General features: G+C 69.3%; 20 protein-coding genes and 1 pseudogene. 7 read left to right on the top strand and 14 right to left on the bottom strand.

Annotated elements, in window-relative coordinates; genetic code table 11:
- Window positions 1-301: 301 nt before the first annotated feature.
- Complete coding sequence (locus AB0F13_RS05860) at window positions 302-1846, bottom strand: aldehyde dehydrogenase family protein (protein ID WP_362075745.1); 1545 nt, start codon at window positions 1844-1846, stop codon at window positions 302-304.
- 204 nt (window positions 1847-2050) lie between these two features.
- Here AB0F13_RS05860 and fdhD point away from each other — a divergent pair, with 204 nt between their 5' ends.
- Window positions 2051-2884 (top strand): formate dehydrogenase accessory sulfurtransferase FdhD, encoded by an 834-nt coding sequence (fdhD, locus tag AB0F13_RS05855; protein ID WP_362075742.1) that lies wholly within the window; start codon window positions 2051-2053, stop codon window positions 2882-2884.
- A gap of 21 nt (window positions 2885-2905) precedes the next feature.
- Here the strand turns inward: fdhD and AB0F13_RS05850 are convergent, their stop codons facing one another.
- Entirely contained in the window at window positions 2906-5599 is a 2694-nt protein-coding gene (locus AB0F13_RS05850) for a GTPase-associated protein 1-related protein (RefSeq protein ID WP_362075739.1), read from the bottom strand.
- A gap of 628 nt (window positions 5600-6227) precedes the next feature.
- The gene (locus tag AB0F13_RS05845) at window positions 6228-6758 is read right to left on the bottom strand and encodes a MarR family winged helix-turn-helix transcriptional regulator (RefSeq protein WP_362075736.1); all 531 of its coding nucleotides are present in this window, start codon (window positions 6756-6758) and stop codon (window positions 6228-6230) included.
- A 109-nt stretch (window positions 6759-6867) separates the two neighbouring features.
- Between AB0F13_RS05845 and AB0F13_RS05840 the strand changes: the two genes are divergently transcribed.
- The 4 genes and pseudogenes from AB0F13_RS05840 to AB0F13_RS05825 all read left to right on the top strand — a co-directional run bounded on the left by AB0F13_RS05840 (window position 6868) and on the right by AB0F13_RS05825 (window position 11236).
- Window positions 6868-7800, top strand: coding sequence for a zinc-binding dehydrogenase (locus AB0F13_RS05840; RefSeq protein WP_362075733.1), 933 nt, complete (start codon window positions 6868-6870; stop codon window positions 7798-7800).
- Between the two features lie 165 nt (window positions 7801-7965).
- Window positions 7966-8227, top strand: a pseudogene (locus AB0F13_RS05835) (LysR family transcriptional regulator); the annotation flags it as partial.
- A 168-nt stretch (window positions 8228-8395) separates the two neighbouring features.
- Entirely contained in the window at window positions 8396-10222 is a 1827-nt protein-coding gene (locus AB0F13_RS05830; RefSeq protein ID WP_362075730.1) for a long-chain fatty acid--CoA ligase, read from the top strand.
- A 171-nt stretch (window positions 10223-10393) separates the two neighbouring features.
- Window positions 10394-11236 (top strand): aldo/keto reductase, encoded by an 843-nt coding sequence (locus tag AB0F13_RS05825; protein WP_362075727.1) that lies wholly within the window; start codon window positions 10394-10396, stop codon window positions 11234-11236.
- Window positions 11237-11289: 53 nt separating this feature from the next.
- Here the strand turns inward: AB0F13_RS05825 and AB0F13_RS05820 are convergent, their stop codons facing one another.
- Window positions 11290-11595, bottom strand: a complete 306-nt coding sequence (locus tag AB0F13_RS05820) for a 4a-hydroxytetrahydrobiopterin dehydratase (protein WP_362075724.1) — start codon at window positions 11593-11595, stop codon at window positions 11290-11292.
- 237 nt (window positions 11596-11832) lie between these two features.
- Here AB0F13_RS05820 and AB0F13_RS05815 point away from each other — a divergent pair, with 237 nt between their 5' ends.
- Window positions 11833-13605 (top strand): FAD-dependent oxidoreductase, encoded by a 1773-nt coding sequence (locus AB0F13_RS05815; RefSeq protein ID WP_362075721.1) that lies wholly within the window; start codon window positions 11833-11835, stop codon window positions 13603-13605.
- Window positions 13606-13636: 31 nt separating this feature from the next.
- Window positions 13637-14458, top strand: a complete 822-nt coding sequence (locus AB0F13_RS05810) for a helix-turn-helix transcriptional regulator (protein ID WP_362075718.1) — start codon at window positions 13637-13639, stop codon at window positions 14456-14458.
- On the opposite strand, the gene AB0F13_RS05805 is transcribed toward AB0F13_RS05810, so the two are convergent.
- From AB0F13_RS05805 to AB0F13_RS05760, 10 genes are all read right to left on the bottom strand, one after another.
- Window positions 14448-14819 (bottom strand): nuclear transport factor 2 family protein, encoded by a 372-nt coding sequence (locus AB0F13_RS05805; RefSeq protein ID WP_362075715.1) that lies wholly within the window; start codon window positions 14817-14819, stop codon window positions 14448-14450. The two genes, AB0F13_RS05810 and AB0F13_RS05805, sit on opposite strands and share 11 nt — an antisense overlap.
- Before the next feature lie 239 nt (window positions 14820-15058).
- On the bottom strand, window positions 15059-15484 hold the full coding sequence (locus AB0F13_RS05800) for a tyrosine-type recombinase/integrase (RefSeq protein ID WP_362075712.1): 426 nt from the start codon (window positions 15482-15484) through the stop codon (window positions 15059-15061).
- 282 nt (window positions 15485-15766) lie between these two features.
- The gene (locus tag AB0F13_RS05795; RefSeq protein ID WP_362075709.1) at window positions 15767-18151 is read right to left on the bottom strand and encodes a hypothetical protein; all 2385 of its coding nucleotides are present in this window, start codon (window positions 18149-18151) and stop codon (window positions 15767-15769) included.
- Between the two features lie 1315 nt (window positions 18152-19466).
- Complete coding sequence (locus AB0F13_RS05790) at window positions 19467-19592, bottom strand: hypothetical protein (RefSeq protein ID WP_362075706.1); 126 nt, start codon at window positions 19590-19592, stop codon at window positions 19467-19469.
- A 296-nt stretch (window positions 19593-19888) separates the two neighbouring features.
- Complete coding sequence (locus AB0F13_RS05785) at window positions 19889-20461, bottom strand: adenine phosphoribosyltransferase (RefSeq protein WP_362075703.1); 573 nt, start codon at window positions 20459-20461, stop codon at window positions 19889-19891.
- 73 nt (window positions 20462-20534) lie between these two features.
- The gene (locus tag AB0F13_RS05780; protein ID WP_362075701.1) at window positions 20535-21530 is read right to left on the bottom strand and encodes a leucine-rich repeat domain-containing protein; all 996 of its coding nucleotides are present in this window, start codon (window positions 21528-21530) and stop codon (window positions 20535-20537) included.
- A gap of 65 nt (window positions 21531-21595) precedes the next feature.
- The gene (locus tag AB0F13_RS05775; RefSeq protein WP_362075698.1) at window positions 21596-22186 is read right to left on the bottom strand and encodes a cupin domain-containing protein; all 591 of its coding nucleotides are present in this window, start codon (window positions 22184-22186) and stop codon (window positions 21596-21598) included.
- Window positions 22183-22536 carry a DUF190 domain-containing protein gene (locus tag AB0F13_RS05770; protein ID WP_362075695.1) on the bottom strand — a complete coding sequence of 118 codons (354 nt, stop codon included), beginning with the start codon at window positions 22534-22536 and terminating at the stop codon, window positions 22183-22185. The genes AB0F13_RS05775 and AB0F13_RS05770 overlap by 4 nt, the downstream gene beginning before the upstream one ends.
- Window positions 22533-23135, bottom strand: a complete 603-nt coding sequence (locus tag AB0F13_RS05765; protein WP_362075692.1) for a histidine phosphatase family protein — start codon at window positions 23133-23135, stop codon at window positions 22533-22535. Before AB0F13_RS05765 ends, AB0F13_RS05770 begins: the two co-directional genes overlap by 4 nt.
- Before the next feature lie 43 nt (window positions 23136-23178).
- Window positions 23179-24006, bottom strand: a complete 828-nt coding sequence (locus tag AB0F13_RS05760; protein WP_362075690.1) for a hypothetical protein — start codon at window positions 24004-24006, stop codon at window positions 23179-23181.
- Window positions 24007-24020 lie beyond the last annotated feature (14 nt).

The raw sequence follows: 24020 nt of genomic DNA, 5'->3' as shown, positions 1-24020 counted from the left end.
GGTGTTCCCCGCGGCGACATGGATAACTCTATCAAGGTTTCGGAGTGCCTTTCACCGGGGTATTCGCGCGAGGCATAAGGCCCATTTATGGGGCAATGAGGACACTCTTTCGCCGCGGCGCCGCGGCCCCTGCCGCCGCTGCGGGAGCACGTGCGGCGGCCGGCACCCGCGGAGCGGCGCGTGCCGTTCGAGTGGCACCGTACGCTCCTGGAACAGGCCGTGGAGCGTACGGTGCGCGAGGCGGTCGGCCGGGGCTTCGCGCTGCGGCCGGACCCGCAGGGCATCGGCTGGGCCGCGGTGCCTACGGCATCAGGTGGTAATGCGGGAAGTTGCCCGGCAGCCGCTCGTCCTCCGCCGGTCCCCGCGTCACGGCCCGCACCAGCAGTTCACCGCCCACGAAGGCACCCCGCCACGACGCCCCGAAGCCGCCGAACAGCTCCTCGCGGTCGCCCCGGGAGCGCGGCTTGCCGTGGCCGATCTTGAACGCACGGATCTGCGGGGCCAGCCGCTCGTACGTCGCCGCGTCGTCACAGGAGAGGGTGGCGACGAGGGCGCCGTTGCTGGCGTTCATGGCGGCGAGCAGCTCGGCCTCGGTGTCGACCAGCACGATGGTGTCGACCGGGCCGAAGGGCTCCGCGTGGTGCAGGGGCGAGGCCGAGGGCGGGTTCAGGAGGGTGACGGGAGGGACGTACGCGCTCGTGTCCTGGCCCGGCAGGAAGCAGCCCGCGGCCAGGTCGCCGCGGTGCAGGGGGATCGCGCCCCGGTCGACGGCCTCCGCCACCTGGTCGTTCAGCTCCTTCGCCTTGGCGGCGTTGATCAGCGGGCCGAAGTCCAGTTCGGGCAGCGGCCCGGCCGGGTCGGAGACGGCCAGCGGGTGGCCCAGCGTCACCTCGCGCACGGCAGGCAGGTAATGGGCCAGGAAGTCCGCGAACGCGGCGCGCTCGACGACGAAGCGCGGGTAGGCCGTACAGCGCTGCTTGGCGTAGTCGAAGGTCTTGCGGATCTGCGGGGCGAAGGCGTCCCAGTCGGTGAAGTTCCAGATGCCCCAGGTGTTGAGGCCCTCCTGTTCCAGGATGTGGCGCTTGCCCAGGTCCGCGACCGCGGTGGCGACCCTCGCGCCGGTGTCGCGGCCGCCGACGAACGATACGCAGCCGATCTCCGGAGCCCGTACCAGCGCCTCCGACAGTTCGCCCCCGCTGCCGCTGACGAGGGTGACCGGCAGGCCTTCGCGGGCGGCGAGCGCGCTCGCCAGGGTCAGACAGGCCAGGCCGCCGTCCGTCGGCGTCTTCGCGATGACGGCGTTGCCGGCCAGCGCCTGGATGAGCATGGCGTGGACGAGCACGCTCATGGGGTAGTTCCAGCTGGCGATGTTGCTGACGGGACCGGGCAGCGGAGCGCGTCCCGCTGCCATGCGGTCGATCTCCCCGACGTACCAGCGCACCCCGTCGACGGCCCGGTCCACGTCGGCCTGAGCCGACCGCCACGGCTTGCCGATCTCCCACACCAGGAGCAGCGCGAGCAGTTCGCGGTGCTCGGTGAGCGCGTCCAGAGCAGCGCCGACCCGCGCCTTGCGGTCGGCGAGCGGCACGTCGAGCCAGGCGCGGTGCTGGTCCAGGGAGGCCCGTACGGCGTGGTGGGCGGTGGTCGCGTCGAGGCGGGGCGGGCCGGCGATGGGGGTGCCGTCGACGGGGGTGGTCGCGGGGAGCGGGTGGCCGTCGGCCTGCCAGGCGCCGTTCCAGAGGTTGAGGACACGGTCCTCCCGGAACGCCTCGGGAGCGACGGCCCGGCAGCGCTGCCAGGCCGTCGGCCATTCGGTACCGGGCTTGAGGGTGAAGGTGGGTGCCATCATCGATCTCCGCTCTCGGTGCACGGTCGGGGCGGGGAATGGGCGCTTCCTACCGAACGGTAGCCATGGGGCGTACGGAAGGTGAGGCGCCTGCCGCCGATGAGGCCCACGTCACGTACCGGCACCCACCCGGCCGGGCGTACGGCACCCACCGCGACAATGAACCGTCCACCGCCAGCCCACCGACCACCAGGACTGATCGATATGGGACGGGTCACCGAACGACGCCGCGTCATCCGCATCCGGGACGGGGCCGTCACCACCCGCCCGGACACGCTCGTGGCGGAGGAGCCGCTGGAGATCCGGCTGAACGGCAAGCCGCTCGCCATCACCATGCGCACCCCGGGCGACGACTTCGCGCTCGCGGCCGGGTTCCTGGTCAGCGAGGGGGTGCTGGGCAGCGCGGAGGAGCTGGCGAACATCGTCTACTGCGCCGGCGCCACCGACGAGGGCTCGAACACGTACAACGTCGTCGACGTGCGCCTGGCGCCCGGCGTACCTGTTCCCGACATCACCCTCGAACGCAACGTCTACACCACCTCCTCCTGCGGCCTGTGCGGCAAGGCGAGCCTGGACGCGGTACGCACCACCGCCCGCTGGCCCGTCTCCGACGGCCCGTCGGCCGTGCGCCTCGAACCGGAGCTCCTGGCCACCCTTCCCGGCGTGCTGCGCGAGGCACAGCGCGTCTTCGACCGCACGGGCGGCCTGCACGGGGCGGCCCTGTTCACGCCGGGCGGCGAGCTGCTGGACGTGCGCGAGGACGTGGGCCGGCACAACGCGGTCGACAAGCTCGTCGGCCGGGCGCTGCAGGAGGGGCTGCTGCCGCTGTCCGGAGCCGTGCTGCTGGTCTCCGGGCGGGCGTCGTTCGAACTGGCCCAGAAGGCCGTCATGGCCGGGATCCCGGTGCTGGCGGCCGTGTCGGCGCCGTCGTCGCTCGCCGTCGACCTGGCCGTGGAGACGGGCATGACGTTGATCGGTTTTCTGCGCGGGTCGTCGATGAACGTCTACGCCGGGGAGCACCGCGTCGTCCTCGCCTGAGCGGGTGAGCCGCCGGGGCGGCTACGGGCGGCCGTGCTTGCAGCCTCCGGGCCGGCCGCGCCAGCGGCCGCTGAGCCTGCCGAGCACACCGAACCGGTCCCACTCGTGGAACGTCTCGGCCCACTGGCCGCCGACCTGCCGCAGGCAGTGCCGGATCTCCTCCACGTCCTCGGTGGACATCCGGCGTACCTCGGGCCGCAGCACGGAGGCCAGCAGATCGGCACGAATCTGGTCCCAGAGCTCACTGGCGCCGGGCGCGGTGTGCCAGGCGACGAAGCAGACGGCGGCGTACGTGGGGGTGCGGCGCAGCAGTCCGGCCACCGCAGCGCTGCGCGCTTGACGGTGGTACGCGCGCAAGAGGTGCTGGTCGCCGGAGTGGATGAGGTCGGGCAGCTCCCCGGGGGAAGGCGGCGGGTCCATGCACAGCAGCCGGTGGGCGAGGGCCTCGCTGAGCCGTTGTTCGATGCCGGTCTCCAGCGGGCCGGCCTGGCGGCGCAGGCCGACCACGCGTGCCGTGTAACCGGGCAGGGCCGCACCGGACTCGAGGTCACCGGTCTGTTCGAGGAGGAGCAGGGCGGCCCGCTGCCGTGGGCTCAGGTCGGCGCCGCTGACCAGGACGCTCTGCAGAAGGCTCTGCGCGAGGCCCGGGGCGTCGGGGTCGTGGGGGGCGCTGTCGAGTGCGGCACGGACGAACGCCTGGGCGAGGCCCGCCGCCTGGTGCGACGCCGCCGGGATCCCTTGGAGAAGGCTGACGGCTTCAGCGGTCTCCAGGGGCGTATCGCCCCAGACGAGCCGGTAGGCGGTGCGCAGAACGGACGGTGCGTCCTGGTGTTCGGTGTCCGCGGCCTTGATGAGCGTCTGCAGAAGCGCGGAGCGGTCACGGTCACGCTCACGGTAACGGTCGCCTTCGCCGGCACGGACGGGGGCGAGGGCGCGGTCGTGGCCGGGGACGGGGACGGGGCCGGGCGAGCCGGGTGCAGCGGGGCCGGGGGCGCCGTTGTCCTGAACGTGATTCTGGGGGGCGGCGTGGCCGCAAGGACGGCCGTGGGCCCGGTCATGGACCTGGTCGTCGTCCTGGTCGTAGACCTGGTCGCTGCTCAGGTCCTCGTCCCGACCGACGTTCTGATCGACGTCGTCACCATTGCCGTAGTCGTACTCGTAGCCGAATCCGTAGCCGTGGCCGTAGCTGTAGTCGACGAACGGTACGGAGTCGTCGGCCATGGCGGCGGCCACGCGCAGGTGGGGGCGGCCGGTGAGATCGGCACCGGGGAGCTCGGCGGCGAGCAGGCGGCTGATGGGGCGCGGGTCCTCCGTCGCCGCGGTGCGGTCGAGGGCGTCGAGCACCGCGGTGCGGAGCGCGGGGTGCGTGTCGAGAGCCGCTCGTACGACCTTGCGGTCCGGGGATGCCTCGTCCAGGAGCGCGGCGGTGAGGCGGGCGGTGAGCACCGGCATGACGGTGCCGCGGTCCACTCTGAGCGCTTCGGCGAGGCGGAGAAGCGTGAGGCAACGGACGAGCGGGGTGCCGGGCGTGTCGGCTGCGCGGTCCAGCTCCGCGCGCAGGTCGCGTCTGAGCGGGCCGAGGGAAGAACGGGACGACGTCGCCGCCGAGAACTCCTCCGAGAGCGACGCGAGCACCGTCCACTCCTCAGGGCTGCGGTCGGTGCCGCCGGCGGCGAGCGTGGCGAGCAGCCGGCCGTCGAGAGGGGCCTCGACGCCGTCGCGGTTCACGTGCTGGCGGGCCCAGCGGGCTGCCGCCGTACGACCGTTCGAGTCGAGGGCGATGCCCTGGCGTGCGGCGAGCGCGGCGAGGCGGTCCGCCTCGTCCCCCGCGTCCCGCACGGTTCCGGGGCCGCTGCGGCGGGCCGCCTCGGCGAACAGCGCCGGGTGACCGGCGAGCCAGATCCGGGCCGCGACGGCCGCCCAGAGGTCGCGGTCGGCACGGGCCGGGCTGGAGGACCCGCCGGTGCAGTCGTGGACGCGGTAGCGACGCTGGGCCGCGGCGGAGGCGAAGTCGAAGTCGGCGTCCGGAAGCGCGCCGACGATCTGCTGCCGGGCCAGCATGGGGCGGCGGGTGTAGGTGGTGAACGTCAGGCGGTCGGCGAGTTCGCGCGGCAGGACGGCGCTGGCGATGGCGATCCAGTACGCGGTGTGAGTGCTGTCCCGCTCGATGACGAGGATCTGGGGGGCGTCCGGGGTACGGAAGAAGGTCCGTACGTCCGCGAGAAACGGCTCAAGGCGGTCCGCGCGGGCGTGGACGAAGTCGAACAGTCCCTTCTTGTCGATGCGCCGGGCGGGCGTGAGCGCGGCCAGCGGCTCGGGCGCGCCGCCACTGGGGCTGCGGTCGGCCCAGGAGGGGGACTCCCACGCCTCGATGGGCAGCAGGCCGCCGGGCAGTCCGCCGCCCTCGGGCAGCCGTACGGCGTGGGCGTGGAAATTGCCGTGGCGACCGCCACGGCCGGGGCCGGTGCGAATGGTGCGGCACAACAGGCGGCTGCCGTCGGAGAGCCTGTGGTGGCTGAACGCCACGGGGAACCCGGCGAGTTCCTCGGGCGAGGGGCAGTCGGGGGCGTCGGAGGGCGGTTCGTAGCTGATCACCTGCTCGGCCTCCCCCAGCAGGGTGATGGGCAGTTCGGGGCTCGCGGCGGTGAAGCGGAAGCCCGAGCCGTCCGGACCCGTGGCGGCGGTGGAGGTGTAGTGCAGCTGCTGCAGGTTCACGCGACACCCCGTTTCGCCTCGTTCTTCTTGTTCCTTGCCTTGCCTTGCCTGCCTGTGCCGTTCCGTTCCGTGCCGTGTCCTGCTTCGTGCTTCGCCGTGCTGTGCCGTTCCGTGCCGTGTCCTGCTTCGCCGTGCCGTGCCGTGTCCTGCTTCGTGCTTCGCCGTGCCTGCCGCGCCGTGCCTGTCCTATGTGCCCGTTCTACTTACCCGTTCTGCGCGCTTGCGCAGCCTGCTTGAGCGGCCGGCTTGCGCGCTCGTCCGGTCCCGGGCGCTTGCCCGGCCCGCCTGCTCGTCCGGTCCGCACACCGCGTCCGGGTCCCACCTGCTCGTCCGGCCCGCCCTGACCGCCTGTCCGCTGCCTGCGGCGGCCCGTCTTATCGCCTGGCTCAGCCGGCCCGGCTTGTCGGCTTGCCGGCTTGCCGGCTTGTCGTTCCCCGCCCCGCCATGCCCTGCCGCGCCCGCTCGCCCTCGCCTCTTTTCGTCTTGTCTCTTTTCGTCCCCACGCCCTGTGTACGGCCAGTCGGGGCCGACGGGCGGCCGCCACGCCTCTGACTGCCCACTTTCGCCCCACTTGCGGGTGACATCCCACCAGATCCGGCGCGTCGCCGCCCCGGCTTTCGCGGGAAGTTCAGTCGTCGTCCTCGACCACGCGAGTGAGCAGGGCGAGGAAGAGCTCGCGCTCGGCGGGCGAGAGCGCGGCGAGCAGCGCTTCGTTCGCCTCGTCGCCCAGTCTCGCCAGGCGCGCGAGCCTCCGGCGGCCCGCGGGCGTGAGGTTGATGGCGTTCTTGCGGCGGTCGGCGGGGTCGGGGGCGCGGGTGACGAGCTCCCGGGCCTGAAGGTCGTTGAGGATGCCGACCATGTCCTTGGGGTCGAATCCCGTGGTGCGGCCGAGCTCGGCCTGGGCGACCGGCTCGAGGTCGGCGACGGCGGACAGCACGGCGTGATGCTGCATGCGCATGCCGTCCTCACCGAAGGCCTCGGCGACGAGGCGGCGGCCGCGGGCGGAGGCCCGGTTGAGCAGCCAGCTGGGGAGCGCGCGGATGCGGGTGAGCGCGGGATCGGGCGAGTCGGCCGGGGAAGCGGCCGGGGGGGCGCCCGGGGACTCGGCCGCAGGCTCTTCAGTCGGAGGTTCTGCGGTCGGACGCTTGTCTCCTGTCATGGGACGAGCGTACCCAGAATTCATTGGACTTCCCAATGAAGTCCGCGCTAACGTAGGGGTTACCAACGTTGGGGCTCCCAACGAACTCTGTCAGTGGAGGTGTATGTCCATGCGGCGCGTCCGGTACTACGAATACGGCGGTCCGGAAGTCCTGCGCATCGAGGAGACCGGCGTGCCCAGCCCCGGCCCGGGCGAACTCCTGCTGCGCACGGAGGCGATCGGCGTCACCCTGCCGGTGGTACGCAAGGTCCGCGAGGGCAGGCTGCCGCTGCCCGCGAGCCTGGGGGGCGAGGTGGCCGGCGAGATCGTCGCGGTCGGCCCGGATGTGACGGGCTTCGCGGTCGGTGAGCGCGTGACGGGGCTGTGCTTCGGCGACGGATACGCGGACTACGCCCTCCTGCACGCCGCCATGGCGTCCCCGGTCCCCGCGGAGGCGAGCGCCGCCGACGCCGTGGCGCTCGTGCGGTGCGGGCTGGTCGCCCTGGGCGCCTACGAGGCGGCGCGACCGGCCGAGGGTGAGTCGGTACTGGTGACAGGAGCGGCCGGCGGCTCCGGCCATCTGGCCGTGCAGCTCGCCAAGGCCCGTGGGGCCGGCCGGGTGGTGGCAGCGGTGAGCTCGGCGGCCAAGGCCGACTTCGTCCGGTCGCTGGGGGCGGACGAGGTGGTGATGTACAGGGACGAGTCCTGGGGCGAGCCGGTGGACATCGTGCTGGACGCCGTCGGCGGCGAGTTGCTCTCCCCCGCCATCGCCGCGCTGGCCCCGGGCGGCCGGCTGGTGGCGTACAGCTCGGGTGGCGGCACCATCGAGGCCTACGACCTGTTGGTGGGCGCGAAATCCGCCATCGGCTTCCAGATGGCGCTCATAGCCCGTGGGCAACCGCAGCTGATGGAACGGTGGCGGCAGGAGCTGTGGGAGCTGTTCGCCTCCGGCAGGGTACGGCCGCGTGTGCACGCCGAGCTGCCGCTGGACGATGCCGCGAAGGCGCACGAAATCATCGAAGCCCGCGCCAACCAGGGGAAGGTCATACTGCGCCCCATGTGACGCGGCCTCCTCCGCCGCGCTTTCGGTTACCGCGCTGCTCGCGCTCTTCCTCCCTCCGGCGAACGCCGGGGTGGCGGAGGCCTCGGGCACTCCGAGGGCTGCGGGGACTGTGGCGATCGGGGCTACAGGTGCGACCGACGCGACCGGCGCGGCTCCGGCATTTGGGGCAGCCTCAACGGCCTGGTGGCGGCGGCCGGGGCCGGGCCGGGTGTGATGGCCATGCCGAGGACATGATCCCGCCCGGGCTCGTCCGCGTCGCGGCCCGCGCCGGGCTCCCGACCTCCGCGGCGTCGACGTGGTGCTGGTGTACAGCAACGGGACCGCCCGGGGCGGCACGGCGCGCGGCAGCGCGCAGGCGCTCGCGGAGGCGCTCGCGGAGGCGGTCCTCGCCGCCGGCGACCGGCTGCACTCCCCCGTGTCCCGGTGACCACCGACGACCACTCCATGCACACCTTGGTGAGGGATCGAAGAGATTCGGTGCAGATCCGGCTGGAGCGCGTCCATCAGTCGAGATGAGCCCGGCCGAGGGGGTTCGCGGCGGGACGGGATCGGGTACGGTCACGGCGCTGTGCGGAGCGTCGCGAGGAGCGAGAGGTTGCGCGAGTTCACCGTCCCTTCCCTGGTGACGGCGCCCCACGTCGGAGGACTGGCGGACGTCGTGTTCGACCATGCCGCCGACGACCCCGGCAGAGTGGCGCTCGCGCGCCGGACCGGCGACGGCCCGTGGCAGGACGTGACCGCCGGCGCCTTCCGGGACGAGGTGCTCGCGCTGGCCAAGGGCCTGATCGCGCAGGGCGTCCGGTTCGGCGACCGGGTCGCCATCATGTCCCGTACGCGCTACGAGTGGACGCTGTTCGACTTCGCGCTGTGGTGCATCGGCGCCCAGCCCGTACCGCTGTACCCGACCTCCTCCACCGAGCAGGTCTTCCGGATGCTGCATGACGCGGACGTGTCGGCCTGCGTGGTGGAGCACGAGGACCACGCGATGACCATCGGCTCGGTCATCGACCGGCTGCCCCGTCTCGTCCGCCTCTGGCAGCTGGACGCGGGTGCGCTCGGCGAACTCGCCGAGGCCGGGGCGCGCATCGCCGACGACGTCGTGCACCGGCACCGCATGGCGATCACCCCGGAGTCACCGGCGACCGTCCTCTACACCTCCGGCACCACCGGCGGCCCCAGGGGCTGTGTGCTCACCCACGCCAACTTCATGGCCGAGGCCGACAACGTCCTGCGCCGCTACGAACAGGTCTTCCGCTCCCGCCCCGGCGACGAGGCCTCCACCCTCCTCTTCCTTCCCCTCGCCCATGTGTTCGGCCGGATAGTGCAGGTCGCGGCGGTGCGCGGCCGGGTCAAGCTGGGCCACCAGCCACAGCTCTCCGCCTCCGCCCTGCTGCCCGCACTGCAGTCGTTCCGCCCGACGTTCCTGCTGGCCGTCCCCTACGTCTTCGAGGGCCTGTTCGCCTCGGCCCGGCGCGCCGCGGAGCTGGAGGGCAGGGACCGGCCGTTCGAGAAGGCCGTCGACGTCGCGGTGCGGTACGCGCAGGCGCGGGAGGAGCGGGCCTTCGGGACGGGCCCCGGTCCCAGCACGACGCTGCGCGTGCAGCACCAGGTCTTCGACAAACTCGTCTACGCGCGCATCCGCGAGGCGCTCGGCGGCCGGGTGCGGCACGCGATGTCGGGCGGGTCGGCGATGGACCGGCGCCTGGGGCTGTTCTTCGCCGGCGCGGGCATCACCGTGTTCGAGGGGTACGGGCTGACGGAGACCACCGGCGCCGCCGTCGCCAACCCGCCCGAGCGCACCCGCTTCGGCACCGTAGGCCTGCCCGTACCGGGCACGAGCGTGCACATCGCCGACGACGGTGAGATATGGCTCAGCGGCGGCCAGGTGTTCGCCGGTTACCTGGGCGACCGGCGCGCCACGGACGCCGTACTGCACAACGGCTGGCTGGCCACGGGCGACCTGGGCGCCCTGGACGAGGACGGCTATCTGACGATCACCGGACGGAAGAAGGAGATCCTGGTGACGTCCGGCGGCAAGAGCGTCACGCCGCAGGCCCTGGAGGAACGGGTACGGGCCAACCCGCTGGTCGCCCAGTGCCTCACGGTCGGCAACGACCGCCCGTACATCGCCGCGCTCGTGACCCTCGACCATGAGGCGGTGGCGCACTGGCTCGCCCTGCATGACAAGCCCATGCCACCCCCGGCCGAACTGGTACGCGACCCGGAGCTCGAGGCCGAGATCAGACGGGCTGTGGTGGCCGCCAACACCCTGGTGTCGCAGGCCGAGTCGATACGTACGTTCCGCATCCTGGCCGGACGGTTCACCGAGGAGCAGGGGCTGCTGACGCCCACACTGAAGCTCAAGCGGAAGGCGATCGAGAAGGCCTACGCCGCCGAGGTGGACGCGCTGTACGCCCATTGACCCGGACGCTTGTTGCCTCCTGCCTCCCGCCTCCCGGCTCCAATCCCCTGATCCGCCGTCCGCCTCCCGCCGCCCATGCCGCCGTATGGCCGCATACATGGCCACATACGGTTATCAGCTGAAAAATGCCCGGAGTAAGCACTACCCGACGGACGTAAGGATCGGTTGCTCGTGAGCAAGATCCCCACCCTCATCCTCAACAACGGCGTCGAGATGCCGCAGCTCGGCTTCGGCGTGTGGCAGGTCGCGGACGACGAGGCGACCGCCGCCGTCGCGGCCGCCCTCCAAGCGGGATACCGCAGCATCGACACGGCCGCGATCTACGAGAACGAGACGGGCACAGGGAAGGCGCTCGCCGCCTCGGGCATCGCCCGGGACGAGCTGTTCGTCACCACCAAGCTGTGGAACAGCTCCTCCGAGACGTGGACGCGCGAGAACGTCCTGCGCGAGTTCGACGCCTCGCTGGAGAAGCTCGGCCTCGACTACGTCGACCTGTATCTCATCCACTGGCCGCGGGCCATGCGCGACGACTACCTGACGATCTTCCGTAGCTTCGCGGAGATCGCCGAGAGCGGTCGCGCGAAGGCCATCGGCGTCTCGAACTTCGAGCCCGCCCAGCTGGAGCGGCTGATCGCCGAGACCCCGGTCGTCCCCGCGGTCAACCAGGTCGAGCTGCATCCCTACTTCGCGCAGTCCGAGCTCCGCGCCTTCCACGCGCGGCACGGCATCGCCACGGAGGCCTGGTCCCCGCTGGGCCAGGGCCGTGGCCTGCTCGACGACCCGACGCTCGCCCGCATCGCCGCCAAGCACGGCAGGACGGCCGCGCAGGTCGTGCTGCGCTGGCACCTCCAGCTGGGCAACGTGGTCATCCCGAAGTCGGTGACCCCGTCCCGCATCCGTGAGAACTTCGACGTCTTCGGCTTCGAGCTGGACGCCGACGACCTCGCGGCCATCTCCGGCCTCGACAACGGCAACCGGCTGGGCCCGGACCCGGCCGAGTTCGACTGGAGCTGATCAGCGCCACCGCCGGCCCCGGGACGCGCACGCCGTCCCGGGGCCGGCGTGCGTCAACGCGCCCCGTGCCCGGGCGCGACCGCCTCGACCCGGCGGGCCAGCTCCACGTCCAGACCGGTGACCTTGCCACCGACGCTGTGCGTGTTCACGGCCAGGGACACCGTGTTGTAACCCAGGGTCAGGTCGGAGTGGTGATTCAGCTCCTCCTGGATCTGCGCGATGTGGATCACCATCGCCGCCGCCTGGAAGTGCCCGTCGAAGGAATACGTACGCGTGATCCGATCGCCGTCCGTGCTCCAGCCCGGCAGCTCCTGGAGGCGCTCCTCCACGTCGTTCTGCGAGAGCGGTTCGACTGCCATCACGCATCCCTTCGTCTTGTCTTCGTCTTGTCTTCGTCTTGTCTTCGTCTCGTTCTCGTCCCGTCGCGATCGACGCGATCGAGCGGTGAGGCAAGCGTCCCATGGGGCGGCAGCGGTTTCGCGCCAATGTGCGGCCCACGTCACGGATGAGTCCGCACCGGCCTTCCAGGGCGAGGGGGACCCTCCTATGCTCCTGCGCCGGGCATGACACGTTACCGGCGGTAAGGGGCTATGGCCATGGTGGGTCCTACGGGCAGCACACGCAGAGGGTTCCTGGGCGGCGCGACCGCCGTCGCCGCGACGGCGTCGCTCGGCGGCGTGGCCCACGCACAGCCCCGCCGGCGCACCGGCGGACGGACCGTCGCCGTCCTCGGCGGCGGCGTCGCCGGGCTGACGGCCGCGCACGAACTCGCCGAGCGCGGTTTCCGGGTGACGGTGTACGAGCGCAAGTCCGCCCTCGGCGGCAAGGCGCGCAGCATGGACGTCCCGGGCAGTGCGAAGGGCGGCCGCAAGCCGCTGCCCGGCGAGCACGGCTTCCGCTTCATTCCCGGTTTCTACCGGAACCTGCCCGACACCTTGCGCCGGATACCCTTCCCCGGCAACGCCGACGGCTGTCACGACAACCTCGTGGCGTCGAGCGAGGTGATGCTGGCCCGTACAGGCGGGCGCGAGGACATACGCATACCGTTCGCGAGCATCGGCAAGGCGCCGCCCGTGCTCACCCCGGACGTGTTCCTGCGCATGATGACGGCCCTCTTCGAGACGTTCTCGCGGCTGCCCGCCCATGAGATCGCCTACTTCGCGGGGCGGCTGCTGGTCTGGTTCACCAGCTGCGACCGGCGGCGGACGGAGACCTGGGAGCGCGTGCCGTGGTTCGAGTTCACCAAGGCCGCCCTCATGTCGGCGAACTACCGGCAGCTGCTGGCCGTCGGGATAACCCGCAACATCGTCGCGACGAAGGCCGAGGTCGCCAGCACCAGGACCGTCGCCACCTGCATCGAGGCGTTCCTCTTCAACGCGCTGGGCCGGGGCGCCGACGGTGAACCGGACCGGGTCCTCAACGCCCCCACCAACGAGGCGTGGATCGACCCCTGGGCCACCCATCTGCGTTCGCTGGGCGTGGAGTTCCGGACCGGCTGGGGCATACGCGACCTGCGGCTCGAAGGCGGCCGGATCGCCGAGGCCGTGGTGCAGGACGCGGGCGGGGCACGCCGTTCGGTGACCGCCGACCACTTCGTCTCCGCGATGCCGGTCGAGCACGCCCGTACCACCTGGAACGCCCAGGTGCGGGCGGCGGATCCGCGACTGGCACGGTGCGACAGGCTGCAGACCGACTGGATGACGGGCATCCAGTTCTACCTCACCGAACCCACACCGGTCATCCATGGCCACATCAACCACATCGACTCCCCGTGGTCGATCACCGCCGTGAGCCAGGCCCAGTACTGGTCCGGGCGCGACTTCCGCGCCGACTACGGCGACGGGACCGTGGCCGACTGCCTCTCGGTCGACGTCTCCGAATGGGACAGGCCCGGCATCCTCTACGGCAGGACCGCCAAGCAGTGCACGCGCGAGGAGGTCGCCCGCGAGGTCTGGGCACAGATGAAGGCGGGCCTGAACGACACCGGGCGCACGGTCCTCAGCGACGCGAAGCTGCACTCCTGGTTCCTGGACCCGGCCGTCGAGCTCGGCGGTCCGCACCCCAGCAACGACGAGCAGTTGTTCATCCACCCCACCGGCACCTGGTACAACCGCCCCGCCGCGCGGACCGCCATCCCCAATCTCTTCCTCTCCGGGGACTACGTCGCCGTCGACATCGACCTGGCCACCATGGAAGGCGCCAACGCCTCGGCCCGCGCCGCGGTCAACGCCCTGCTGGACGAGGCGGGCTCCGGCGCCGAGCGGTGCACGATCACGCCTCTCTACCGTGCGCCCGAGCTGGAGGAGTTCAAGCGGCAGGACGAGTTCCGCCACCGGCTCGGGCTGCGCAACGCGTTCGATCTGGGATAACCGGCTCGAACGCACGGGTTACGGTCGGACCATGACGAGGGTTGCGGTTGCTCCGGAGACGGGCGTGGGTGTGGGTGCGCTGCTGCGCGAATGGCGGGACCGGCGGCGGATCAGCCAGCTGGAGCTGGCGCTGCGCGCCGACTCCTCCGCCCGGCACATCAGCTTCATCGAGACCGGCCGCTCCCGGCCGAGCCAGGAGATGGTCCTGCGCCTCGCGGACCACCTCGATGTACCCGTACGGGAGCGCAACGCCCTCCTGATCGCGGCCGGTTACGCCCCGCGCTTCCCCGAGCGCCGGCTGGACGACCCGGCGATGGGCGGCCTGCGGGAGGGACTGGAGCGGCTGCTGAAGAGCTACGAGCCGTTCCCCGCGCTGGTCGTGGACGGCACCTACCGGGTGCTGGCGGCCAACAGCGGCATCACGATGCTGATGGAGGGCGTCGCGGAAGCCCTGCGCACGCCCCCGCTGAACGCCATGCGCCTCACCATGCACCCGCAGGGCCTGGCGCCCCGCATCCGCAACTACCGCGAGTGGCGCGGCCATCTGCTGCACCAGATGGAACGGCAGCTGGCCCTGCTGCGGTCCTCCCCGCTGCGCGCCCTCTACGACGAGGTCAGCGCCTATCCGCTGCCCGAGGGAGGTACGGCCGAGATGTCGGCGGACAACGGCTCCGGACTGCCCTTCGCGCTGCCCATGGTGATCGAACACGCCGGCCGTACCCTGTCGTTCATCTCGACCATCGCCACGTTCAACACCCCCATGGACGTGACCGTCTCCGAACTGGCCCTGGAGACCTTCCTCCCCGCCGACCCGGAGACGGCCGCCGCCCTGAGGCAGGGCTTCACGCCGTAGCCGGCACCCGGTCGAGGAAGCCGAGGACGGACCGGATCCGGCCGTCCTCGGCCAGCGTGATCACATCGGATCCGGCGACCGGCGCCGCCCCGTCGGCCACCGACACCAGCTCCCACGTGAAGCGCGCGGTCCCATGGTGCCCGTCGACCACCCCGGTCTGCCGGAACTCGAACCCCGGGAACTGCTCCCGGGCGCCCGCGATGACGGCGGCCAGCTGCTCATGCCCCCTGACGTCGGAAAACGGGTCGGTGTAACTCCCGTCCTCACTCCATGCGGCCGCGACGGCCTTCCCCCGCGCCTCGGCGTCGACGGCATTCCAGGCCTCGAAGTAACGGGCGACAGCGGTCTCGTACTGCGACATGGCGAACTCTCCTCAGTCAACGACAAACAACCAACGACCGGCGATTCCGGCTCAGCACCCCGAACCCGAGTGCGCGGGTCCGGGGGCTGTGGTCATCACCATGCCGCGAAGGAGCACTGGGGGGCGATTACCGCTGAGGTAATGGCTGGTTGGCCCACTGGTGCAGGTAGACGCGGCCTCACACCGGGACGTCAGAGCTGCGGGGAGCCAAACAGGGAGCCACCGGGCGGCGAGCGCAGTCAATCGCTCGACGTCTCCTCTCTGGATCCAGTGCTCATGCCGAAGATGTCATCCATGGCTTCCGCCCCTTCCGTGATCACCGGGCGGATCTGCTTGCGGTAGACGCGCTCCGTCGTCTGAGTGCCGCTGTGCCCGACCACGCGGGCGATGACCTCGATGGGAATCCGGTTGGCCGACAGGAGCGATACAGCACTCGTCCGGAGCTCGCGCACTGTCCACTCCTCCGGGTTCTCGAATCCGGCATCTGCCAGCAGGGACCGGAAGTTCCGAAGGACGCTGCGTGAGTCGCGCTGCCCGCCGGCCTCGCTCGGGAAGACAAGACCCTGCGGGTCCCACGCCACCCCCTTTTCCTCACACTCCCGCTGCTGCCGCTGCCAGTACGCACTTCGCGAACTGGCTTGGGCACGGGGCCTCCCCTTCCACACCTCCTGGCATCTCCCGACGACGCCTCACTCGCTCCAGCTTCCCGCGCCTCAGGCGTCGAAGCCTCTGGGCGGCCGTCGCGTCAGCCACCCGTCACCAGCAAAGGCAGCAACGGTAGTCCGCAATCGTCGGGGACCGAGCGCCTGCGCAGGATAGTTCCCCGGCGCCCCAGGCGTGGAGGCTCGGTGACCACTCGGCCCGCAACTGCCCCTGCCACCTCGTCTCTCACAAGCTCAGTATCCGCCCTGACCACCCACTTCAGCATGCCTCGTGAGGCCTCACCACTACTCCTCTGGCGCGGCCATCCCCATAGCCTTAATAGCCCTTTGGGACCGTGGCTTGCGCTTTGGATAGTCCGACCACATCTCCGTGTATGGCGAAGACATTTCTGACACGAAGCGCAGAACGTGATTGGGAGGCGAAAAGACAGCCGCGTTCATAATGTGTACCGCTCGCCCATCTCCGGGCATATCAAGCCAGTCGAAACGAGTCGGGTAGAGCAGAGAAAAGCGGAATCCCCTTGTGCTTTCCAGGGTGGCCACCCTGCGACCGTACCCATCTGTGGTGCGATCGAGCACAGCGTAGGGAATCCGAGCAAATCCCGAGTCCTCGACCAATTGGACGGCGGTGCGTATGGCTTGCAGACTGGACCTCACCTTCTCGAACGACGTTACATTGCGCCTCCCGTGAAGCCAGTCGTTCCGCGCGCTGTAGACTTCCTCACTCACCAAGGAGCGACTTATCTCCTGCAGCCTCTTGATGAGAGTTTCGCGTGCATTATCTGTTAGGTCAAGGAATGGGATTGTGTGTGCGAAGGGAAACTTCTGAAGGTTCTGTTGGCCGGCCCACTGGGGGAATTCATCTACGGGCCGAATAAATTCCATTCGCCGGTTCGCGACCCTTATGAGCTCGGCGGCGATAGATTGGTACCCCCTACAGAGGGCATACAAGGAAACCCGGTCGCCGTACTCAAGCAAATTGTCGGATGAGCGCGAAGCGGCCCTCTGAAGCCACTCGTGGGACCGAGCTAGCTCTTCGTCCACCCTGTATGTGAACGGGCGCTTGCTCGCGACGTGATCACTAGTGAGCGACCACACAGTGAAGCAAATGCTGTCATCGAGGATAGTTTCCAGCTCTACGAAGTAGTTGGCCGCTGCCCCCCTAAACTCTTCGAGGGTCGGCCCGAGAGGACTTCCAGGAACTCCTCGGACCATCCGCTCCATTTCTTCGTGCAGCTTCCAGAACTTTCGATGCGGATCCTGGTTCAGGACCGATGCGAATCCCAACTTCCACAGGATAGTCGAAATGAACTCGGGGTCCTCCGCAGCTCCATCCCGAAGGCGCAATACTTCGCACGCAGTCACAGCATTACTTTTTCTTGCCAGCACGAGTGCCTCAAGGACGTCCCGGGGCGACCGGTTTTGTAGGTACTTGTCGAGCTTGGCCTCCAAGGAATCTGCGTCCTCATTTCTGAGCTGCCAATCGAGCTCCTCCCTGTCCTCGACGTAGTCGAGCCGGTACATGCTTTCGATCAGGTGCCGTAGCCGAAGAGGAGCGACGTTCATGGTTCGCGAATGGAGCCGAACTCCGTGAGGCCCCAGCTCGGCAGACACCCGGAACTTGCCGAATGCGGCTTCATTTACTATGGGGGTACGAACTTCCTCGCTTGGGACCTGAATATCGCCAACATGGACCAGAGCGTCAATGCAGTTAATCACGTCCCTGTCAGACAACGTGAGGCAGAGTTGCATCATTTCGGCCCTATTTAGATGCCTTGATATATCCTGAGCTTTTCCTCTGATTCCCAATTCTTGCAGGACATTTCGCAACCGGCCCGAGGTACCGTCAAGTAGCCACTCGACGCACTTTCTAAGTTCCTCGACCGTGAGTGCGTCACCGAGTAGAGAGATAAGCCCATCCCCGATATCATCCCTTGCCGTGTTGACAGTCCTTGAGAAAATATCTGCGAGAAATGAGCCCCAGGCGCTTGGCGTCTCACTCTCCCTCCGAAGGACCTTTGTGGCCTCCGAGCGGTGTTTATTAATCAGGGCGGTCTGTGATGTCGTGAGATGCACTTCGTGTATCCGGCCACAGTTAACGTCGCTGCAGTGCATGAGGCTCGGGTGGCGTTCTGGCGAGTAGAAGCGAATCTGCTGGCTGGTGAGGAGTCCATATGGACCCGTGACCATATTGTGACCCTGGAACACGCCTTGTGGTGTGCCGTCAAGAAACTCGAGCGTCTCAGAGAGGGTCAGGTGCGCACCGTCATCCTTGAGCGTCAGTTTGTCAAACGCGCGGTCGTATAGCTCCCGGCCGAAAATGAAAGGGTAACTGATCTCCCCCTTCTTAATGTGCTCCCCGATTGCCTGCTGGAGTGCCGCATCGTCTGTAGCTAAAACGTCTACCAAGAGATCCAGCCACGAGAACTCCAGGAAGCAGCTCAATCGCGCTTCCTGATAAGGGATCTTCTTGCGCAAGAATTGCTGAAGCTTTTCCTCGCCATAAGGCGTAAGGCGGATTGCCTCATAAAAATCTTTGGATGGGCGAAAATTGTTCGCAATGAGACAGGCTCCGACCAGCTCGCCCATAGAGGTCAGGCGGAAGAGCTTACTTCGGAATTCTGCATCACTGTACTTGGCCGCAAGGTCATCCTTCGACATCTGCTCCATGCAACCGCCCCCTAGGAAGAATCGCTGATGATCAGGGTACGCCGCATCGTTCTGTGACGTCTTGGCTTCTCAGTGATTGCTAGGTGGCTCCGCCTCATGCCGAAGTCCTACGTTCACAGAGCATCGTTGGTTGCTGGTAAGGGATCAGGACTTCTGAGGTACGGAGCGCCGCGGCTGGAGCGTCGGCCAACCTGGGCCGAGACGCGGAGGGCGGCCCTGCAGGTAGCGCGCAGTCTCTGGCCCTTGCAGGTCAAGCCGCATGCGGTGACGTGGGTACAGGAATCCTGAAGTCGTCGGCAGCGGGTAGCGCCTGCCCCCGCCTCTTTGCCAGATCACGGACCGAGCGAGCAGGAACCGTCCGAACTGTGTGGTCACAGGCGGCTGCCCTACGCCATGACATACGCAAGTACGCGCGTCCCCTCTAAACGCTTGGCCGCAGGTTCTTCGAGCCCTGCCGTCGGCCACCCTCGAGTGTCGCGGGGCGCGGCGCAGTGAGGCAGAAGGAGGGACGGACTAATCACCCTGCCTGGAATGGGGGTTGAAGGAAGCCGAGGAAAGGCTCGTCAGATCGCGTAGGAAGTGAGCCGACCGGGAGCACCGGGGAGCCAGAAGGGCTTCTGGCTCAACTTCTGTGATGGTGCGTAGGTGCTCAGCCGATCGGTCCTGGGGCCTCGGAGAGCCGGACGTCACGGGCTGGTCCCGCCGTGCGGACGAGCGCGCACGACGTCGCTCCACAGAAGTTGAGCCAGAACCCCAGAAGGGGAGCCACCCGCCGCGACAGCAGACGGCCGTCCGTGGACAACCACGGGGCGGCCTATCCGGAGCTCGCGGCTCTCGCACATATTTTCCTCAGGTGGGCTGCTCGGGCCCGTTCTGAATCCGCCATGCTTCGCCACCCCACGCCACTGCGTTCGCCACCTGTCCCGAGCCCCTGAGCTGCTGCGATGCGGGCCCCGGCCATCCCACGTGGACATACGCCATAGCCTCGCCACCCTGCGCCAGGCTTTTGCCGCGTTCCGCGCCACCCCACTTGACCTGCACGAATCTGTTCGCCTATCACACGTCAAGGAAGCCATTGCTATGGTTGGGCAACATCCAGGCTCCCTCGTCCGCCCAAGCGCCCGAGGGGCGAACATGTCGGCGTGAGCACCACTGGAGTTTCAGGTCTCTCGCGCAGGACACGAACGGCCTGGCCCCGGAGCCACCCAGAGCCAGGCTCGTCGTGCGCGAGGCGTTGTGTGGGCCCGGCCGATCTCAACGCGGCCGGGCCCACCACGAGTCCCAGCCAGTCGTCCGGACCACTCAGCATTGCGCGTCAGCGCAGCAGCTGATCAACTACCCCCGCCATGGCAGTGACCGCGGTGAGAACGGCTGCCGCGAGCTGCACCCAGTCGCTGGGCGGGCGCCGCCGGCCTCTTCCGCTGTTCTTCGGTCGTGCCATGAACCTCAGCCTCCTCGCCTCGAATGGTCCGGGAGGACCCGGCACCCCGCCCTGAACGGCCGGGGCGTGTGCGTGAGGCGATGACTGAAGCTAGGCCGCAGCGTATCGTCGGTACGACCCATACGCGCTCTGTACGGGGTTTCGCCCACTGCTGGTCTGCGCATGGGCTAAGGTGCCCGCCGACGCGGTTCCCGGCCCGGCGTGCCCGTCCCACTCGTGGAGCGACAACAGACGGCCGTCCGTGGGGAGTCACGGACGGCCGTATGCGCGAGGACTCAAGGTTGGAGTCGGCGTCCTCAGAACGTCAGCAGGGAGCTCACGGGGACGCCGGGGAGGGAAGAGGTGAGGCGTCGGCGGCCGCCGAGAGCCGTCAGTTCCATCAGAACTGCCACGCCCGCCAGTTCGCCGCCCGCCTTGCGGACGAGTTCCGTCGAGGCCTCGACCGTTCCGCCGGTGGCCAGGACATCGTCGACGATCAGGACGCGTTCGCCGGGGGCGATGGCGTCCTCGTGCATCTCCAGCTCGGCGGTGCCGTACTCCAGTTGGTACGCCTGGGAGAAGGTGGTGCGGGGAAGCTTGCCGGCCTTGCGTACGGGGATGAAGCCGGCGCCGGCGAGGACGGCGGCGGGGGCGCCCATGATGAAGCCGCGGGCCTCAAGGCCGAGGATCTTGTCGGCCCCGAGTTCGGTGCACATGCCGGCGAAGGCGTCCACCGTCGCCCGGAACGCCTGCGGGTCGGCGAGCAGGGGCGTGATGTCCTTGAAGAGGATGCCGGGCTCCGGGTAGTCGGGGACATCCCTGATGCCGGCGCGTATCGATGCCAGCGACTGTGCCGTAACGCCCCACGCCGCGGTTCCTGTCTCGGTCATGTTCTGTGCTCCTGTGCGTGTCGGCCTCGCGGCCTCGATGTGTCGGTTCATAGGTGATCGGTTGTCCCCGCGGTCAGCGCAGCACCGCGCATCCGTGCCGTTCCAGGTCCTCGAGCCAGTCGGGCCAGGGGTCGATGTCGTTCCACCGCAGGTCGAGCTTTTCCAGTGCCGGCAGCTTCGACAAGGCGTCGGGCAGCTCGGTCAGGTGGTTGTTCCGCAGGTCGAGATGGGTCAGCCCGGACAGGTCGCCGAGGGACGGCGGCAGGGCGGTGAGGTGGTTGTTGCGCAGGTCGAGGATGCGCAGGCGCTTCAGCCTGCCGATGGATCGAGGAAGGCTTTCCAGCTCGTTGTCCATCAGACGCAGCTCGCGCAGCGCGGCCAGATCGCCGGTGGAGGCGGGCAGCGATGTCAGTGCGTTGCCCATCAGGTGCGCCTCGCGTAGTTCGCCCAACCGTCCCAGCGAATCGGGCAGGGCCACGAGCCGGTTGTTGTACAGGCGCAGTTCGCGCAGGGCGGCGAGGTCGCCGAACTCGGCCGGGAGAGCGGTCAGGAGGTTGTCCGTGACGTTCAGGTAGCGCAGCGCGGTGAGGCGGCAGAGCGCGGCCGGTATCGCGGTGAGACGGTTGTTGCTGAGGTAGAGACAGCGGTCGAGACCGGTGAGCCGGCCCAGTGCGTCGGGCAGCTCGGTGAGTTCGTTGTGGCCCAGGTCGAGCGTGTGCAGACGCGCCAGCTCTCCGAACTCGTCCGGCAGCGTGGTGAGCCGGTTGGCCGCCAGATTGAGGCTCCGCAGCCCGGTCAGGCTGCCGGCCCAGCGCGGCACGGACGTGAGCCGGTTCCGGTACAGGCTCAGGGCTTCCAGGCCGCTCATGTCGCGAAGTGGCTCGGGGAAGGCGGTGAAGGCGTTGCCGTCCAGCCGGAGTTCGAGCAGCCCGGCGGGGTCCTCCACCGCTGCGGGCAGAGGGGGAAGGGAGTCGAGTTCCGCGTCCCGTGCCGACAGCCGGACGAGGTCGCCGTGCCCGTCGTACGTCCCGTGCCACATCCCGTGCCGGTCTTCCTGGCCGCTCGTCACCGTGCTCCGCTTCCCCTCGCGTCGCCCGGCCGCCCCGGGACACCTCACCATAGCCACCGCTGATCTCACACCTCCGGTGAGGTGACGGTCCCCTCCGAACGGTCGGGGTGCCGCAACGGGACCCCGGGCCTGCAGAGTTCGGTGATCAGCTCGGCGGCGCCGGGGTACTGCTCACGGAGCGTCCCGGCGTCCGCGCCCTCGTAGTCGGACGAGAGAAAGCCCGGGGCCATGGTGCAGCCGAACAGGGACCACTGGCCGCCCGGCACGACCCGGCCCCCCATCCACGTGCCGCCGGGCACGGTGAACTGCACGTGCTGACCGCCCAGTACGTCGTGCCCGAGCGTCTCCACCCGGTGGTCGCCGTCCGGGCCGAGCAGCAGGAGTTCGACGGGGTCACCGAGGTAGAAGTGCCAGACCTCGTCGGCCGGCAGCCGGTGCATCGCGGAGAACTGCCCGTCCTCGGGGGACAGCAACACCACGATGGACGAACCCGCCGGGCGGCCGTCCGGTCCTTGCGGGCCGGCCCAGGTGCGCCGGAAGAGCCCGCCCTCCAGGGGCATGGGCTCCAGGCCGTAGTGGTCGACGAGTGCCTTCGCCGTGAGGTCCGGGCCTCGCACGCCCGGGCCCGTGCCGGTGTCCTGCCGGTGATCGCTCATGGGCCGGGCTCCTTAGGGGAATCGCGTACGGCCAGCCGGACGTGGTCGATCGCGGCGGATTCGATGTCCATCGCGGGGTCGAGTTCGTCGAGAAATCCGTAGATCTTCGGTTCCTCGTCCGTCGCGACGATCAGGAGCGGCAGGCGGTCGCTCATGCTGAGCAGGCGCGTGGTGTTGATGACCCCGTCGGATCCGAAGCCCTCGATGCCCTGGAACACGCCCGCGCCCCCGAGGCCGTAGTGGTGCGCTCTTCGCACGATCTCGCTGTACAGGGGCTTGCGGCGCCACAGGGTGCCGCTGAGGACGGTGAGGGTGAGCCTGCACGCGGGCACCAGCCGGCGCGAGGTCATGTGGTGCGCAGCCGTGGCGGCAGGTGGTCCCACAGGTTGACGTGGACGATCCTCCATCTGCCGCCCTTCCACTCGATGGCGTTGATGCCGCAGTTGTAGAGCTTGAAGCAGAACGCGTCGGTCTCCGCGATGCTCCGCAGCAGCGTCTTGACCAGGCCGCCGTGGGTGACCGCGAGCACCGGCCGGCCGGTCTCCTCGGCCACCCGCGTCAGTTCGGCCAGCGCCGCCCCGGCCTGCTTCCGGAACGCGGTGTAGCGTTCCGGAAGCGCGCCCTCGGGCCGGGGGGCGAAGGGTGCCGGAGCCTTGGGGAGCTCCGAGGCCACATGGAAGGCCGCCTCGGTGAGGGAGGGCTGCACCTCGACCGGCAGCCCGAGCGACTCGGCGAGGTAACCGGCCGTCTCCCGGGCCCGCTTGAGCGGGCTGGCCCGCAGACTGCCGACTTCGAGCCGGGACTCCGCGTCCAGAAGGTGGTGCCCGGCGCACCACTCCCCCAGGCGCCGCGCCTGTACGTGGCCCAGCTCGCTGAGCCGGGTGTCCCAGTCCTGGCTGGGATTCAGTTGCCACTGCGACTGGCCGTGACGCGCCAGGAAGATCTTCACACGGAGTCCTTCGTCGAGTCCTGCCTGCGGCGTGCCGGCCTGGTCAGCGTCCGCCCATGCCCAGGGCCGTGGCGGCGCGCTGGTACTTGATGTCCGAGGTGATGCGCACCCCGAAGCGGTCGCACAGGTCCTGCGAGAGCACCTTGATGAGCTCGACGACGCGCGGGTCGCCGGCGATCTCCTCGTCGATCCGCGGGTAGATGGCCAGCTCCACCTCGCTGACCGGCCGCTCCTCGCGCTGCTCCGCGGGCAGCCGCAGGTTCTGCACGAACGCGCGGTCGATGCTGCAGCGCAGCGCGTCCCGCTTGTCGAGCCAGACGAAGAAGGTGTAGCGGTAGTCGTCGAGGCGCACGGTGGGTATCAGTTCCGTCCTGGGGATGCCGTACTCCTCCTCCAGGTGCCGTCCGGGGTGCTCGATGTCCGTGCGGGCGAGCAGTCGCTTGACGACGGCCACCGCCTCCGGGGAGTCGGGGGCGGCCTGGATGGCGGCCTTCTCCTCGCCGTCGAAGACGTAGCGGTGATCACGGCGGACGTGGTTCTCGTCCTGGGCCGCCTTGAAGGCGCAGAAGGCGTGCGTGATCTTGTTGCAGGAGGTCCGCAGCAGCGCGCCGGTCTCCAGGATGCGGAAGTCCTCGGTGTCGTAGTAGATGGCCGTGTTCAGCGGGGGTGTGGTGCGGGCCTGGTCCTTCTCGGCGATCTCCGCGCCGGCCACCCGGTCACCGATCGTGGCCTTCATGTCGTCGAGCCAGCTGTAGTAGTCCTCGTTCGAGACGTCGTCCATCTCGATCTTGACGGCCAGCTGGTTGAAGACGACGAAGTCACCGGACCTGCTGTAGACGGCCTCGGCCTCGGGCATCTTCGGGCTGATCATGCGCTCTTCCCTTC

The organism is Streptomyces sp. NPDC026206 (assembly GCF_040638465.1).
Lineage (GTDB): Bacteria > Actinomycetota > Actinomycetes > Streptomycetales > Streptomycetaceae > Streptomyces.
This window is presented reverse-complemented; position numbering and strand designations above follow the sequence as displayed.

Bases quoted from the DNA above. Each gene is read 5' to 3' on its own strand.
- AB0F13_RS05845 (WP_362075736.1), bottom strand. From the start codon at position 6,758: ATGACAGGAGACAAGCGTCCGACCGCAGAACCTCCGACTGAAGAGCCT.
- AB0F13_RS05860 (WP_362075745.1), bottom strand. From the start codon at position 1,846: ATGGCACCCACCTTCACCCTCAAGCCCGGTACCGAATGGCCGACGGCC.
- AB0F13_RS05815 (WP_362075721.1), top strand. From the start codon at position 11,833: ATGGTGGGTCCTACGGGCAGCACACGCAGAGGGTTCCTGGGCGGCGCG.
- AB0F13_RS05805 (WP_362075715.1), bottom strand. From the start codon at position 14,819: ATGTCGCAGTACGAGACCGCTGTCGCCCGTTACTTCGAGGCCTGGAAT.
- AB0F13_RS05820 (WP_362075724.1), bottom strand. From the start codon at position 11,595: ATGGCAGTCGAACCGCTCTCGCAGAACGACGTGGAGGAGCGCCTCCAG.
- AB0F13_RS05775 (WP_362075698.1), bottom strand. From the start codon at position 22,186: ATGAGCGATCACCGGCAGGACACCGGCACGGGCCCGGGCGTGCGAGGC.
- AB0F13_RS05785 (WP_362075703.1), bottom strand. From the start codon at position 20,461: ATGACCGAGACAGGAACCGCGGCGTGGGGCGTTACGGCACAGTCGCTG.
- AB0F13_RS05810 (WP_362075718.1), top strand. From the start codon at position 13,637: ATGACGAGGGTTGCGGTTGCTCCGGAGACGGGCGTGGGTGTGGGTGCG.
- AB0F13_RS05795 (WP_362075709.1), bottom strand. From the start codon at position 18,151: ATGGAGCAGATGTCGAAGGATGACCTTGCGGCCAAGTACAGTGATGCA.
- AB0F13_RS05840 (WP_362075733.1), top strand. From the start codon at position 6,868: ATGCGGCGCGTCCGGTACTACGAATACGGCGGTCCGGAAGTCCTGCGC.
- AB0F13_RS05770 (WP_362075695.1), bottom strand. From the start codon at position 22,536: ATGACCTCGCGCCGGCTGGTGCCCGCGTGCAGGCTCACCCTCACCGTC.
- AB0F13_RS05760 (WP_362075690.1), bottom strand. From the start codon at position 24,006: ATGATCAGCCCGAAGATGCCCGAGGCCGAGGCCGTCTACAGCAGGTCC.
- fdhD (WP_362075742.1), top strand. From the start codon at position 2,051: ATGGGACGGGTCACCGAACGACGCCGCGTCATCCGCATCCGGGACGGG.
- AB0F13_RS05790 (WP_362075706.1), bottom strand. From the start codon at position 19,592: ATGGCACGACCGAAGAACAGCGGAAGAGGCCGGCGGCGCCCGCCCAGC.